The organism is Chryseobacterium sp. Tr-659, from assembly GCF_011752975.1.
Taxonomy (GTDB): Bacteria; Bacteroidota; Bacteroidia; order Flavobacteriales; family Weeksellaceae; genus Chryseobacterium.
Genome location: NZ_VWWP01000001.1, coordinates 271,549 through 284,675, shown reverse-complemented (window position 1 = coordinate 284,675; position 13,127 = coordinate 271,549). Strand labels below are relative to the sequence as shown.

Annotated in this window: 10 protein-coding genes; 7 read left to right on the top strand and 3 right to left on the bottom strand. The window is 35.3% G+C overall.

The genetic code is table 11. From position 1 onward, the window contains the following. Nucleotides 1-149 precede the first annotated feature (149 nt). On the top strand, nucleotides 150-1,409 hold the full coding sequence (locus tag F3J23_RS01215) for a putative DNA modification/repair radical SAM protein (protein WP_167022861.1): 1,260 nt from the start codon (nucleotides 150-152) through the stop codon (nucleotides 1,407-1,409). 80 nt (nucleotides 1,410-1,489) lie between these two features. Next, nucleotides 1,490-2,251, top strand: coding sequence for a TIGR03915 family putative DNA repair protein (locus tag F3J23_RS01210; protein WP_194303824.1), 762 nt, complete (start codon nucleotides 1,490-1,492; stop codon nucleotides 2,249-2,251). A 737-nt stretch (nucleotides 2,252-2,988) separates the two neighbouring features. Here the strand turns inward: F3J23_RS01210 and F3J23_RS01205 are convergent. Beyond that, nucleotides 2,989-4,224 carry a T9SS type A sorting domain-containing protein gene (locus F3J23_RS01205; RefSeq protein ID WP_167022858.1) on the bottom strand — a complete coding sequence of 412 codons (1,236 nt, stop codon included), beginning with the start codon at nucleotides 4,222-4,224 and terminating at the stop codon, nucleotides 2,989-2,991. A 225-nt stretch (nucleotides 4,225-4,449) separates the two neighbouring features. On the opposite strand from F3J23_RS01205, the gene F3J23_RS01200 reads away from it, so the two are divergent. The 4 genes from F3J23_RS01200 to F3J23_RS01185 all read left to right on the top strand — a co-directional run bounded on the left by F3J23_RS01200 (nucleotide 4,450) and on the right by F3J23_RS01185 (nucleotide 8,890). Beyond that, nucleotides 4,450-5,328: a DUF4846 domain-containing protein gene (locus tag F3J23_RS01200; protein WP_167022855.1), complete on the top strand. Its 879-nt coding sequence runs from the start codon at nucleotides 4,450-4,452 to the stop codon at nucleotides 5,326-5,328. Nucleotides 5,329-5,411: 83 nt separating this feature from the next. Further along, entirely contained in the window at nucleotides 5,412-6,398 is a 987-nt protein-coding gene (gene pfkA, locus F3J23_RS01195) for a 6-phosphofructokinase (protein WP_167022852.1), read from the top strand. A 32-nt stretch (nucleotides 6,399-6,430) separates the two neighbouring features. Continuing rightward, the gene (gap, locus tag F3J23_RS01190) at nucleotides 6,431-7,435 is read left to right on the top strand and encodes a type I glyceraldehyde-3-phosphate dehydrogenase (protein ID WP_167022848.1); all 1,005 of its coding nucleotides are present in this window, start codon (nucleotides 6,431-6,433) and stop codon (nucleotides 7,433-7,435) included. A gap of 270 nt (nucleotides 7,436-7,705) precedes the next feature. Continuing rightward, on the top strand, nucleotides 7,706-8,890 hold the full coding sequence (locus tag F3J23_RS01185) for an oxygenase MpaB family protein (protein ID WP_167022845.1): 1,185 nt from the start codon (nucleotides 7,706-7,708) through the stop codon (nucleotides 8,888-8,890). Nucleotides 8,891-8,973: 83 nt separating this feature from the next. On the opposite strand, the gene F3J23_RS01180 is transcribed toward F3J23_RS01185, so the two are convergent. Further along, entirely contained in the window at nucleotides 8,974-10,185 is a 1,212-nt protein-coding gene (locus F3J23_RS01180; protein WP_167022842.1) for a hypothetical protein, read from the bottom strand. A gap of 341 nt (nucleotides 10,186-10,526) precedes the next feature. Here F3J23_RS01180 and recA point away from each other — a divergent pair, with 341 nt between their 5' ends. Then, nucleotides 10,527-11,528: a recombinase RecA gene (recA, locus tag F3J23_RS01175; RefSeq protein ID WP_167022839.1), complete on the top strand. Its 1,002-nt coding sequence runs from the start codon at nucleotides 10,527-10,529 to the stop codon at nucleotides 11,526-11,528. Between the two features lie 115 nt (nucleotides 11,529-11,643). On the opposite strand, the gene F3J23_RS01170 is transcribed toward recA, so the two are convergent. Then, complete coding sequence (locus F3J23_RS01170) at nucleotides 11,644-13,095, bottom strand: hypothetical protein (protein ID WP_167022836.1); 1,452 nt, start codon at nucleotides 13,093-13,095, stop codon at nucleotides 11,644-11,646. Nucleotides 13,096-13,127: the final 32 nt, after the last annotated feature.

The following is a 13,127-nucleotide window of genomic DNA, read 5'->3' as shown; positions in this document are numbered from 1 at the left end:
ACTTTAATGAGCCGTAAATATAATGATTTTGAGACTCTTTTTTGTTGATAACTTCTAGGAAAAAAGGTTGACATTTATCAATTTTGGAACTAAATTTGAACCCAATAAAAACACAATAACGATACAAATAATATCAATCCTGTGAAAATATGAATTTTGACCGCCTTAAAGAAAAGCTTGAAATCCTTGCAGATGCAGCAAAATATGATGTTTCCTGTTCGTCCAGCGGTGGTACAAGAAAGAACAAAAAAGGAGCTTTAGGAGACAGTTCTGTAAGCGGGATCTGTCATACCTATACGGAAGACGGAAGATGTGTTTCTCTTCTTAAAATTTTACTGACCAACCATTGTATTTACGATTGTGCGTATTGTGTATCCAGAAGCTCAAATGATATCAAAAGAGCTGCTTTTACCGTTGAAGAAGTAGTAGATCTTACCATTAATTTTTATCGCAGAAATTATATTGAAGGCTTATTTCTGAGTTCCGGAATTTTCAAAAATGCAGACACCACTATGGAACGTCTTGTGAGAGTGGCCAAAAAGCTGCGCCTGGAAGAAAATTTCAATGGATATATTCACCTGAAATCAATTCCTGGAGCAAGCGATGATCTGATGCAGGAAGCAGCTTTGTATGCAGACCGTTTATCTATAAATCTTGAAATCCCTACAGAAAGTGGTTTAAAGTTACTGGCTCCTGAAAAAAACAGGCAGGATATGATCAGCCCAATGCGGTATATCCAAAATGGAATCAGCCAGTATGAAGATGAGAAGAAAGTTTTGAAGAAAGTTCCCAAATTTGCTCCGGCAGGCCAATCTACCCAAATGATCGTAGGCGCAACCAATGAAAATGATTTACAAATCATCAGGGTTGCTGATCACTTTTATAAAAACTTCAATCTGAAAAGGGTATATTATTCAGGGTATGTTCCTGTTTTGGAAGACAAAAGACTGCCCTCTTTAACCACTGAAGTTCCTATGCTTCGTGAAAACCGTTTGTATCAGTCTGATTGGCTGATGAGGTTCTATGGTTTTAAAGCAGAAGAAATTTTAGATCCGGAAATTCCTTTTCTTGATCTGGAAGTTGACCCGAAATTAAGCTGGGCACTGCGTCATTTAGACCAATTTCCTCTCAACCTTCAGACTGCCGATTATCAGATGATTTTAAGAGTTCCGGGAATTGGTGTAAAAACGGCTCAGAAAATTGTAAATGCAAGACGTTTTCAGGTTTTAACGATGGATCATTTGAAAAAGCTGGGTGCAGCTGTTAACCGGGCAAAATATTTTATAGATTTTAATGCAGGAAATGCGTATCTGAAGTATTTAACGGATAAAAATTTAAGAAAATTGCTGGTTGGCGGAAGTTCTTCCAAGTTTCATAATCAATTTTCCCAGCAGCTGAGTTTATTTTAATTTAACCATAAATCATACAAATATTTTCGCTATTCCAACAAAGAAAAAGCGGCAGGCTGTACAACTAAATTTTCAGATTAATGATAACAACCCTACTCTACGACGGAAGTTTTGAAGGTCTTTTCACTGCGGTATTTGAAGTTTTTGAATATCGCTACAAAAATGTTGAAATCATAAGCAGGGAAAAGTTTTATCAGGAAAATATTTTTGCTGAGATTCATGAAGTGGTTACTCAGACTGATAAATCAGACAGGGTTTTAAAAAAGTTAGAGAAAAATATCGGAAAACAAGGAATTCATCAGCTTTTAAAAGTTTTTTTATCAGAAGATCCGGAGCTTGAAAATTTAGTTTTATCAGCGGTGCAACAATCCATTAAACATCCGGGAGAAAATATTCTTGATAACTTTGCAGATCATGATATTTTAAAGATCTCCAAGATCTGTAAATCGGTAGGCCGGGAAAGCCACCGAATGACTGCTTTTGTCCGATTTGAGAAAATGCAGGATAATGTTTTTTTCTCTAAAATTGATCCGGATTTCAATGTTCTTCCTTTGATCAGAAAACATTTTAAAGACCGTTATCAGGATCAGAAATGGATGATCTATGATCTTAGAAGAAATTACGGAATTCTTTATGATCTGGAAAATTGTGATTTCTTTTATCCGGATGAAAAATTAGATCTTCATCAATATCATCGGAAATTCCATGATGAGGAAAAAAATTATCAGGCACTCTGGCAGCGGTATTTCACGAAAACCAATATTGTTGAGAGAAAAAATCTAAAACTGCATGTTCAGCATGTTCCGAAAAGATATTGGAAGTATTTGACAGAGAAATGGTAAAACATATCCTGAAAAATTAAAATAGCCTCTCACCGATTCAGCAGATAACACTTACTTTTTAGTAACAAGTACAATCTTATTATTTTCATCTTACTAGTCTAAAATGCCAGAAAATTCCGCAGTAAATCCATATTGTGGATAACTTTTTATTTTGATAAAAAACGATATCATTTCAATTTCTTTTTTTGCGAAATATATCTAATCAGCTAATTTTATGGCAGATATAATTCACATTAATCGGAAACTCATATTGTGGATAACTTTTTTACGTTAACATATAGTTAACATTGAAAACATTCTAATCTTGTTTTTTGTGTGAAAATCTAACAAATTAAGGGATCCTCAAAGGCAGCAAAGGATGAGAAAATATTATTTAAACCGATGTAAATCTGAAAACTACGCGATAAAAAATCAAATCCACATTTCAACTTTGTGGATAACTTTTACTTTTTAATAGCTATTTTTAACGATAAAGCTGTTTAAACTTAGTCACAATTTTTATTTTTCAAACACTTTAGCTCACTTTAGAAAGCTTAGAGAAATACCACACAATTAAGTTCACATAAGATGAAAATCTTTGATTTTCAACAAGACTTTAGTGTACTTCTTATACACAAAGCATATAACTTAAATAGCTTACGTGTTTAAAATACTTTTGTGCCTTTTGTGGCTTTGTAAAAAAGTTTAAACAGACTTGATATATTGGGTGTTTTTGCGAAGCCATTCACTTCAGAAGATCAATCTTTGATCAGTTTATAATGTATCCAACCTGAATTCTCCAATAGAATTTTAACGAAGTAAACACCCGGACGGTAAGAGGAAACGTTTTCCTGACAGTATTTTGATCTGATATCTTTCTTTTTCATTAATAAATTTCCTGAAGCAGTATAAATTTCCATAGCCAAAATCTGCTCTTTACTCTCAATGGTAAAGAATTCTGCTGCCGGATTCGGATATATCTTGAGCTTTTTATCATTAGGCTCATTTACAGCTAACTGAGAAACGGCAATCTGTTTTATTTTGGTGATCTGACAGTTTCCACTGAAAGCTGAAAGTTTAACGTTGTATGTTCCGGGCGCAGAATATTGATGAGCCGGATTCTGCAATACGGAAGATGTACCATCTCCAAAGTCCCAAACTACATTCGAAAAGTTGACAGACTGATTCTGAAAATTCACATCTAAACCACCAATATTATAGCTGAAATTGGAAAAAAGATTAAAGCTGGAAAGATTCCAGTCGTTAATATGATTAAGAACTACATCATCAGCAATCCCCTGAAAATAGGCAGCATCTGCCTGAGGAATTCCTGCAAGATGAGTACTCTGGGATGCATTTTCCTGGTAAATGGAAGCATATATGGCGGAAGCTATCAGATAACTTCCATTCAGGTTAGGATGAACATCTCCATAACTGGAATGCAGACGAAGATCCTGAGCTACCTGATAGTGTTTTTTGGCGGCTTCTCCTGCCGGAACCATGGGAATTTGCATCAATCCGGACATTTTATGAATGGAATCTCTGATCTTTTGCTGTGTGAGAAAATAATTTGGATAAGCATTGGAAGCTGCAATCCCATTACTGATCTCATATAAAAAAATCTGAGCGCAGGGACTGTATTTCTTAATAGAATCTTTGATACGATTCCCTCTTTGTGCTGTGATACTTACCGGAAAGCTGGCTCCTCCTGATTCTCCTGTTCCCGGCTGCATCACCACCTTATCAAAAATAGTGTTCCGGATAATCATATACAGATCATTGTTGTTCACATGATCTACAAACCCCGTACCTCCGGGAGTATGCTGAACGGTTTCTACAGTCTTCCCTTTTGATTGGGCAATACCGGCAAAAATCTCCGGCATATTGTTAAAATACGTCATACTATTTCCGATAAACAATATTTTCTCCGGATTGTTTTGTGAAAAGGTATTCATATAGAAACCTAATAAAATAAGAAGTAAATATCTCTTCATCTATAAATCATTTAAATAAAGGCATGAAAATACATATTACTTTCATCTTTTTTACAGATAAAATGAATTATTTTTATTTGACTTAATTTTATTATTAAATTGAATTTCAATTGTTTAAATATTTAATTTTAAAACGATTTAAGCTTAAAAAAATCAATAAAATCCATCATCAATTCCTAATTACATTCCTGGAATTTAAGTATCTTTTGACACAGATAATCACTTATGAAAAAAATTATACTGAGCATTCTCTTTCTTGCATCCGCTGTAAGCTGTGTTAAAGAAAAATCAGAAGACAGGCTTGTAGAAGACCCTGATAAAAATGAATATCTAATTGCACAAAATGCTTTAAAAATCAATAAAGACAGAAATACAATCCGGGAAAGATTCTCTGCCCCGGACGGTTATGAATGGGTTGAAGAAAAAGCAGAATCTTTCGGATACTTTATTGAACATTTTAAACTGAAACCTTATGGAAGTCAGATTTTGAAATATGATGGGACTCCTATTTCCACCCAACATCTTCATGAGGCCATCTTTGATATAGATACAGGAAATAAAGACCTGCAGCAATGCGCTGATGCCATTATTCGTATGAGGGCTGAATATTTATACAAAATGAAAAAGTTTGATGAGATTAAATTTCATTTTACAAGCGGCGATTTGGTCACCTGGAATGATTATAAGAACGGAATCAGAGCTTTTGTGAGTGGAAACTCTGTAAATTTCAGAAAAACAGCTGATTTTGATGATTCTTATCAAAATTTCAGAAATTATCTTGATCTTATTTTCAATTATGCCGGAACAATTTCATTACATAAAGAGACTCAACCGGTAACCCAAAACTCAGATTTAACAACCGGTGATATTTTAATTACCCCGGGAAGCCCCGGCCATGTGGTTTTTATTGCCGGCGTATGTAAAAATAAGGAGGGTAAAAAATTGTTTCTGTTGGGTGAAGGTTTTACTCCGGCACAATCTATACATGTTCTTTCGAATCCTTTTAATCTAAATACCTCGCCGTGGTACGAGCTTGATATCAATGCTCCGGAAACTAAAACGGCCCGTTATATTTTTACACCGACAAATTTCAGAGCTTTTTAATTATTTATATTCAAAACTATTAGAAAGTTACTGCTATAATCTGAACTTGTTTTTGTAAATTTGTGTTCGAAATTTTTTACTTGATGAAAGAGAGTGCTGTAAAAAAGATTGCAGTTCTTACTTCAGGAGGAGACTCTCCGGGTATGAATGCGGCATTAAGAGCGGTAGTAAGAACCGCCAACTATTATAATATCGAATGTTACGGGGTGAGAGAAGGCTACAACGGCCTTATCAGCAATGATTTCCTGAAAATGGGAGCCCGTTCCGTAAAAAATATAATCAACCAGGGCGGAACCATTCTTAAGTCTGCCAGATCTGCTGAATTCAGAACTAAGGAAGGCCGTCAGAAAGCTTACGAGAACTGTGTAAAGCTTGGAATTGACGGTTTGGTATGTATCGGAGGAGATGGAACATTTACCGGTGCAAAAATCTTCAGTGAAGAATTCGGGATCAGAGTGGTAGGTGTACCCGGAACTATCGACAATGATATTTTCGGAACGGATAACACGATCGGATATGACACTGCCTTGAATACTGCTATGGAAGCGATTGATAAGATTCGTGATACGGCAACTTCTCACAACAGAGTTTTCTTTGTAGAAGTAATGGGACGTGACGCGGGATTTATCGCCTTAAACAGCGGATTGGCAACCGGTGCTCTTGATATTCTTATTCCTGAGAAAAAAGATAGCATGGATGATCTTTTTGCCAACTTCAGAAAAGCTGAGAAGACAGGAAAAGCATCCAGCATTGTTGTGGTAGCAGAAGGTGAAAAACTGGGAAGCATCTATGATCTTGCCAATAAAACAAAAGAAGAGTTCCCTGAATATGACATCCGTGTAACGGTTTTAGGACACATCCAGAGAGGAGGTTCTCCAAGTTGTGCAGACAGAGTTCTGGCCAGCAGACTTGGATATGGTGCTGTAGTAGGATTAATGGAAGGACAAAGCAATGTAATGGCAGGAATGCGTTCTAATGATGTGGTGTATACCCCAATTGAAGATGCCATTAAAAAACATAATGAAATCAACAAAGATCTAATGCTGATTTCAGAAATTTTAGCAATCTAATTATTTTTATAATCTAATAAAAACAAACTATTATGTCAACAATTAAAGTAGGTATCAACGGTTTTGGTAGAATTGGACGTCTTGTTTTCAGAGCAATGACTGAAAGAGACAACATTGAAGTTGTAGGAATCAATGACCTTATCAACGCAGAATACATGGCTTACATGTTAAAATATGACTCTGTACACGGTATTTTCCCAGGTGAAGTTTCTGTAGAAGGAAATGATCTTGTAGTAAACGGAAAAAAAATCAGAGTAACTGCTGAAAAAGATCCAAGCAACCTAAAGTGGAACGAAATTGGTGCAGATTATGTAGTAGAATCTACTGGTTTATTCTTAGATAAAGAAAGCGCTGCAAAACACATTACTGCAGGTGCTAAGAAAGTAATCCTTTCTGCTCCTTCTAAAGATGATACTCCAATGTTCGTAATGGGTGTAAACCACAAAGAACTTACTGATGATATCAAAATCTTATCAAATGCTTCTTGTACTACAAACTGTTTAGCTCCTTTAGCTAAAGTAATCCACGATAACTTCGGAATTGTAGAAGGTTTAATGACAACTGTACACGCTACAACAGCTACTCAGAAAACTGTTGACGGTCCTTCAATGAAAGACTGGAGAGGTGGTAGAGCTGCTCTAAACAACATCATCCCTTCTTCTACAGGTGCTGCTAAAGCGGTAGGAAAAGTAATTCCTTCATTAAATGGAAAATTAACAGGTATGTCTTTCAGAGTACCTACTGTAGACGTTTCTGTAGTTGACCTTACTGTAAGATTAGAAAAAGCTACTTCTTACGATGAGATCTGTGCTGCCATCAAAGCTGCTTCTGAAGGTGAATTGAAAGGTATCCTAGGATATACTGAAGATGCAGTAGTATCTCAGGACTTCGTTGGAGATAAGAGAACTTCTATCTTCGATAAAGATGCTGGTATCATGCTTTCTCCTAACTTCGTTAAACTTGTTTCTTGGTATGACAACGAAATGGGTTACTCTAACAAGTTAGTTGATATGCTTATACACGCTGCTTCTTTATAATAAGTAATGAATAATCAGCAATGAGTAATATAAAACCTTTCCGATGGGAAGGTTTTTTGTTTTTATTAATTATTCTATCATTACCTATTTTCTAATCTTAGTTCTTATTTCTTATTGAAAACATTTGAAAATCTTACGGCAAAAAAGCTTTGAGCTTATAAAAAAGACCTGTGAATGGGGCCATCTGTAAAATATTAACAATAAGTCTGATAAATCTCACACCGGAAGTTCGGTTCAAAACTTGTATTTTTATAGGTAAAGGAATGAACAATGATACTGCCACGGTTTAAAGATTATCCACATTTCAGAAACTTTTGGGAAAACGGTAACGGAAAACAACTGATTGAATTTTCCGGAGCGAAAGTGAATTTTAAAGACTTTGAAAAATTCTCTCCCTTCTTTTACCACGTAGATGAAATCGGTGATGAAGTTGTAAAAGATGTCTATTTCACAAAAAAATTCAATGAAGCTTCCAAGGAAATTGAACAATATATAAGAAATGGAGTTACCGAAACAGATGCCGTTCCTGAAAGTGTAAGAAAGCTTTTCACCCAAACTCAGAAAGTACCGAAATGGCTCGATTATAACCTGTTAAAAAGGGGTGCAGAGCTTTGTATGAGAAGCAACCTCGACTCTTTAATCTCCCTGAGAGATTATTGTCTGATCGGCGGCTACGATTATGCCTATCTCAACAAACCGCTTATTGTTACGGAAGCTCTGAAAAAAGGTGCTGTAAAACGTCTTTCCGAAACTTTGGATTTCTGGGTAAATGCCACCCGCTACAATGCGTTGGAACTTCATGCAAAAGGCTATGAATTTGCCATAAAAACCCGTCTGATTCATTCCTATGCAAGACTTTCCATCAAAAAGCATTATAAAGACTGGGATACTGAGAATTTGGGTGAGCCCATCAATTCATGGGATATGATGGCAACCTATATTGGTTTCAGCCTTGTCTTTCTTCACAGCCTCAAAAAGCTCGGAAATACTTTTTCTATTGAAGAAGAACAGGGAATTTTCCATCTTTGGAAATATGTGGGTTATCTTTTGGGAATCCCGGAACAACTGCTTCCTGATGATAAAAAACAGGCAACGGAATATTTTTATTTATGGACCTCGGTTCAACCACCATCCGATAAAGATTCGGTTCTTCTGGCACATTCTCTTCTGGATGAATCACTAGAAAATCCTATTTTAAAATATAAATTTCAGAGAAAAAATCTGAAATATTTGCACGTCTGCTGCACCTGGTTTCTTCTGGATGATGAAGTTTGTAAAAGATTACAGATTCCGGAAGTTCCTAACAAAAAACTATTTCCAAAATCGAAAATACTTTTTAACAAAATCTACGATACGCTCGTTAGCCGGGAATCAAGGATAAAAAAAGGAAATAAAGACCAGATGAAAGTACTGAAAGATTATCTGAATATCACTAAAAATTCAAATTTCCATTGAAAACTTTGCTTTTCAATGAAGCTGAATGTTATGCTAATCCAAAAAAACTGCCTTCTCAATTTAATTGAAAAAAAGATGCGATATTACATTTGTTTATTTCCTGTAACGTGATCTGAAGAAAGTTTTCTTCTACTGGAATTCCAGATCAGATACAATAACAATAAAAACAACCAGACACCTATAACAACACTGGTGAAAATTCCCATAATGGAAGGATGAAAATAATTCGGCTTGTAAAACAAACGGTCAAGGGTTCTGAATTTATCTTTTAATTTATTTCTTTCGTAAGTATTTCGTATTCCATTCAGAGGCTCCTGATGATCCCGATAATAAAAGACATCTTTAGTCAGCTCTTTTGGAACGATCTGCGTTTCTATGTCATATTTTTTTAAAAGGGCATCCAGTCTCTGAAACGAGTAAAGTAGTGAATCCTGACTATACGTGTAAAGCAAATTATACCTTTTGACTGCATTTTGATACTGCTGCTGCCGCTCAGGAACTTTATTCAATGGAAAGAACAAAAACTTATTTTCAAGAAAAATACACATTTTATCATCATATTCAGGATGTACTTCTATTCCTTTAAATACGATTTCGGTACTGTCTCCTATCTTTTTTTTAGAAATAATTCTTTTTTCCAGTTCATTGGAGTCAAGCCCAAGAAAGTCAAGCACCGATCCTGCTTTATTGCTTATTTTTTTATGATCATTACTCAACATTTTTAGCGTATCAATACTGTAATACCTGGATTCTATTGAATAGTCTCCTTTATTGTCCGGCTCGTAATAGACTGTATCGTTCTGTTTAATTACAGGGTAAGGTTTGGGATATAAAATATTTTCAGGATTAAACAGGTTCTCCGAACTGTAGGAAGTATAATTGTATAAAAAAGGTTGTAAGAGATTCAAGAGCGTTTTATCTTTATTAAGATCTTTTTCAGGCAATACAGTTCGTAGTTTTGCATTTAACCCTAAACTATAACTTACGAAAAAAGTCAGAGACAAGAAGGACACTAATAGAAGTATAATGCCCATCCCCAAAACTTTTGATAATTCATTTCTTTTTTTGGTATGATTTCTAAGGAGTATGATCACAAAGAAAAACAAAAAAAGACCGGATATAAAAAAGTGAGAAATGGAGACATCATCATAAAATTTGAACCTGTAAAATTCTGTATAAATACTCATTTTTCGAAGACCTTCAAATTTTATATATCCATACATAAAGTAAGCCAGGTGTATTACCGCTAATACAGCAAAGGATTTAATCAGGAATCGTTTTAATTTTCTGTCCATAGAATAATCTTAAAAAACAATGTTTTAAGATAGACATTTTTTCATATTAGATGGAGTGGGCCATGATTGTATTCATAAATAAGCCGTGAAGGGCAGAACAACCGGAAATCATCCCTTTAACACCTACCTCCTGCTACCCTCTCCCAGCTTCCTGCCTGACATTCTATCTTAAATTTATTTTTTCAACATTCCTCACTTCTATGTTCCACATCTATCTCGTTATGAATAAGATCAGCAATAAAATTTTATCATTTTTTAACTCTAAAAACCAGCTTCAGGGATAAATAATATTAGCTTTTGATATTTAAATTATGTATTTTTGAGAAATTATTTTAATAGCGATGAGTAACATTGATGATAAGAAAAAAGCACTCGCATTAGTGCTTGACAAACTAGATAAAACATACGGAAAAGGAACTGTAATGACTTTGGGGGATGATTCCGTAGACACTACCATAGAAGTAATTCCTTCCGGTTCTTTAGGATTAGATATCGCTCTGGGAGTAGGAGGATATCCGAAAGGAAGAATCATTGAAATATATGGTCCTGAATCTTCAGGTAAAACAACATTAACCCTTCATGCTATTGCTGAAGCTCAAAAAGCAGGTGGTATTGCAGCATTCATTGATGCGGAACATGCTTTCGACAGAACTTACGCGGCAAAATTAGGAATCGATTTAGAAAACCTTATTATTTCTCAGCCGGACAATGGAGAACAGGCATTAGAAATTGCAGATAACCTGATCCGTTCAGGAGCTATTGATATTGTAGTAATAGACTCTGTGGCAGCTCTTACTCCTAAGGCGGAAATTGAAGGTGAAATGGGAGATTCTAAAATGGGACTTCATGCAAGATTGATGTCTCAGGCATTAAGAAAGTTGACTGCTACCATTTCAAGAACAAAATGTACTGTAATCTTCATCAACCAGTTGAGAGAGAAGATCGGTGTTATGTTCGGAAACCCTGAAACAACAACCGGAGGTAATGCACTTAAATTCTACGCTTCCGTAAGAATCGATATCAGAAAAGCAAGCGCACCAATCAAACAAGGTGACGAAGCCATCGGTAGCCGAGTGAAAGTAAAAATTGTGAAAAACAAAGTAGCTCCTCCTTTCAAACAGGCAGAATTCGATATTATGTATGGAGAAGGAGTTTCCAAAGTAGGAGAAATTCTTGATACAGCAGTAGATATGGGAATTGTGAAGAAGAGCGGTTCTTGGTTCAGCTATGAAGAATCTAAATTAGGTCAGGGACGTGATGCTGTAAAAGATGTGTTAAAAGACAATCCTGAGCTTGCTGAGGAATTGGAAAACAAGATCAAAGAGGAAATGAAAAACAAATAGTTTTTTAGAAAAATATAGAAAGGCAGTCTTAGGATTGCCTTTTTTTGTTTTTACATTCTACAATAAAAATAGGCTATCTTTTCGGACAGCCTATCTTGTTTTATTTTTCTCTGAATTATTCAGCAATTTTACCTTGCAATTGAAGTGCTCCGGTAACTTTCATTCCTTTTGTCAACGTTTCAAACCTCATATTCTCTTTATTAACAAAGGCATCAACTGTGAAGAAGTCTTCATTTTCTTCATTTGTGATGAGTTTCAGTTTCACCATATAACCTTTAATACTGCTATCTTCAAGTAATTCAATTTCTTTAAAGTCGACAACCTTAGCAATGAAATCGAAACATGCATAATTAGGAAGATCCTGGCTTGGAGAATAAGTGGTAAAATCTTCGCTCATTTTAGTTCCGTCAGGCAGATCAAAATCCTGATGGGTATCCAGAATTAAAACAATTCCGCTAAGATTTATATTTAAATGTGGCTGTGTTAAATATATGTTTCTGTTTTCAGCATAATCGGTTGCAAAAAACCATACTCCAAAAGTATTTCTTGCCGGACCTGCTACAATTGCCTGTAAATTAAGTGCATTTTCCCACTCACGAACTGATCTTGTTTCGAAATCTAATGTATAATCAGTTTTTACCTCCGGAATAATTGTACTCAATTCTTCTGTAAAAATGGTTTTAAATCTTACATCTCCAAATTCCGTTTTGCTTTTACTTTCTCCGGATGGATCTGCAACAGTGGACTGCATTAAAACATTCGTCAGATACTGTCCGTAATCTTTAGTCTGGAAGTTTTCATGACCAAAAATTCCACTCCAGGTATTGACAAGGTTGTGTACATTAGATTTTCTTACTATAATTCCTGCCTCATTGGTTGTTTCAGGAGCTTTAATCCCTTCGGTATTGGTAAAATAATCTTTGCCATCAATAAGCTGAGTATTCATGATCTCATTATTTTCTTCATGAGAAAACTCTGCAAAACCTTTATAAGTAATATTTTGGTTTTCAAAAATATAAGGCAGCCCAGTTTTCGCCTTATCAGCATCTTTAAAATGATAAGAAAGCGTAATAGCCTTGAATTCCTCTTCTTTTGTTGCCGGATTATGATTCGCGTTATTATCAAACTGAGAGTGATACAAAACCACGTAAGACTTTATTTTACCTTCCTGAAGTTCTTTTTCAAACTTTTCTTCCATATTTTGAATCGCTTCACCAACAGGCAGGGCATAAGCATCTTCCGTTACAGTGTATACAAAACCTTCTATTTCACCGTTCTCTTTTTCAAAAGCAGAAATAGGGGTATATTCACCTCTTAGCTGAAGCGCAATAGAATACACGATATAATCTTTATATACTTTGATCTTTTCGTATTCATCATTTACCTTCTGTTCCTCTACCAATTCTAGGTGTGAAGGAACCTCGGGTGCTATCTCCGGTGTTGTTTCCACCACTTCCTCAATCACGTCCTCTACTATTGTTTCTTCCGGCATTGTATTCTCTACAACCGAAGTACTGACATTTTCCTGTCTGCTGTTTTTCTTCTTAAAAAAATCAAAGATTCCCATACTGTTATTTATAATTGGCGGTAAATATAATA

Excerpts from the sequence above, each read along its gene's own strand:
- F3J23_RS01215 (WP_167022861.1), top strand. The coding sequence starts at position 150 with ATGAATTTTGACCGCCTTAAAGAAAAGCTTGAAATCCTTGCAGATGCA.
- F3J23_RS01210 (WP_194303824.1), top strand. The coding sequence starts at position 1,490 with ATGATAACAACCCTACTCTACGACGGAAGTTTTGAAGGTCTTTTCACT.
- F3J23_RS01205 (WP_167022858.1), bottom strand. The coding sequence starts at position 4,224 with ATGAAGAGATATTTACTTCTTATTTTATTAGGTTTCTATATGAATACC.
- F3J23_RS01200 (WP_167022855.1), top strand. The coding sequence starts at position 4,450 with ATGAAAAAAATTATACTGAGCATTCTCTTTCTTGCATCCGCTGTAAGC.
- pfkA (WP_167022852.1), top strand. The coding sequence starts at position 5,412 with ATGAAAGAGAGTGCTGTAAAAAAGATTGCAGTTCTTACTTCAGGAGGA.
- gap (WP_167022848.1), top strand. The coding sequence starts at position 6,431 with ATGTCAACAATTAAAGTAGGTATCAACGGTTTTGGTAGAATTGGACGT.
- F3J23_RS01185 (WP_167022845.1), top strand. The coding sequence starts at position 7,706 with ATGATACTGCCACGGTTTAAAGATTATCCACATTTCAGAAACTTTTGG.
- F3J23_RS01180 (WP_167022842.1), bottom strand. The coding sequence starts at position 10,185 with ATGGACAGAAAATTAAAACGATTCCTGATTAAATCCTTTGCTGTATTA.
- recA (WP_167022839.1), top strand. The coding sequence starts at position 10,527 with ATGAGTAACATTGATGATAAGAAAAAAGCACTCGCATTAGTGCTTGAC.
- F3J23_RS01170 (WP_167022836.1), bottom strand. The coding sequence starts at position 13,095 with ATGGGAATCTTTGATTTTTTTAAGAAGAAAAACAGCAGACAGGAAAAT.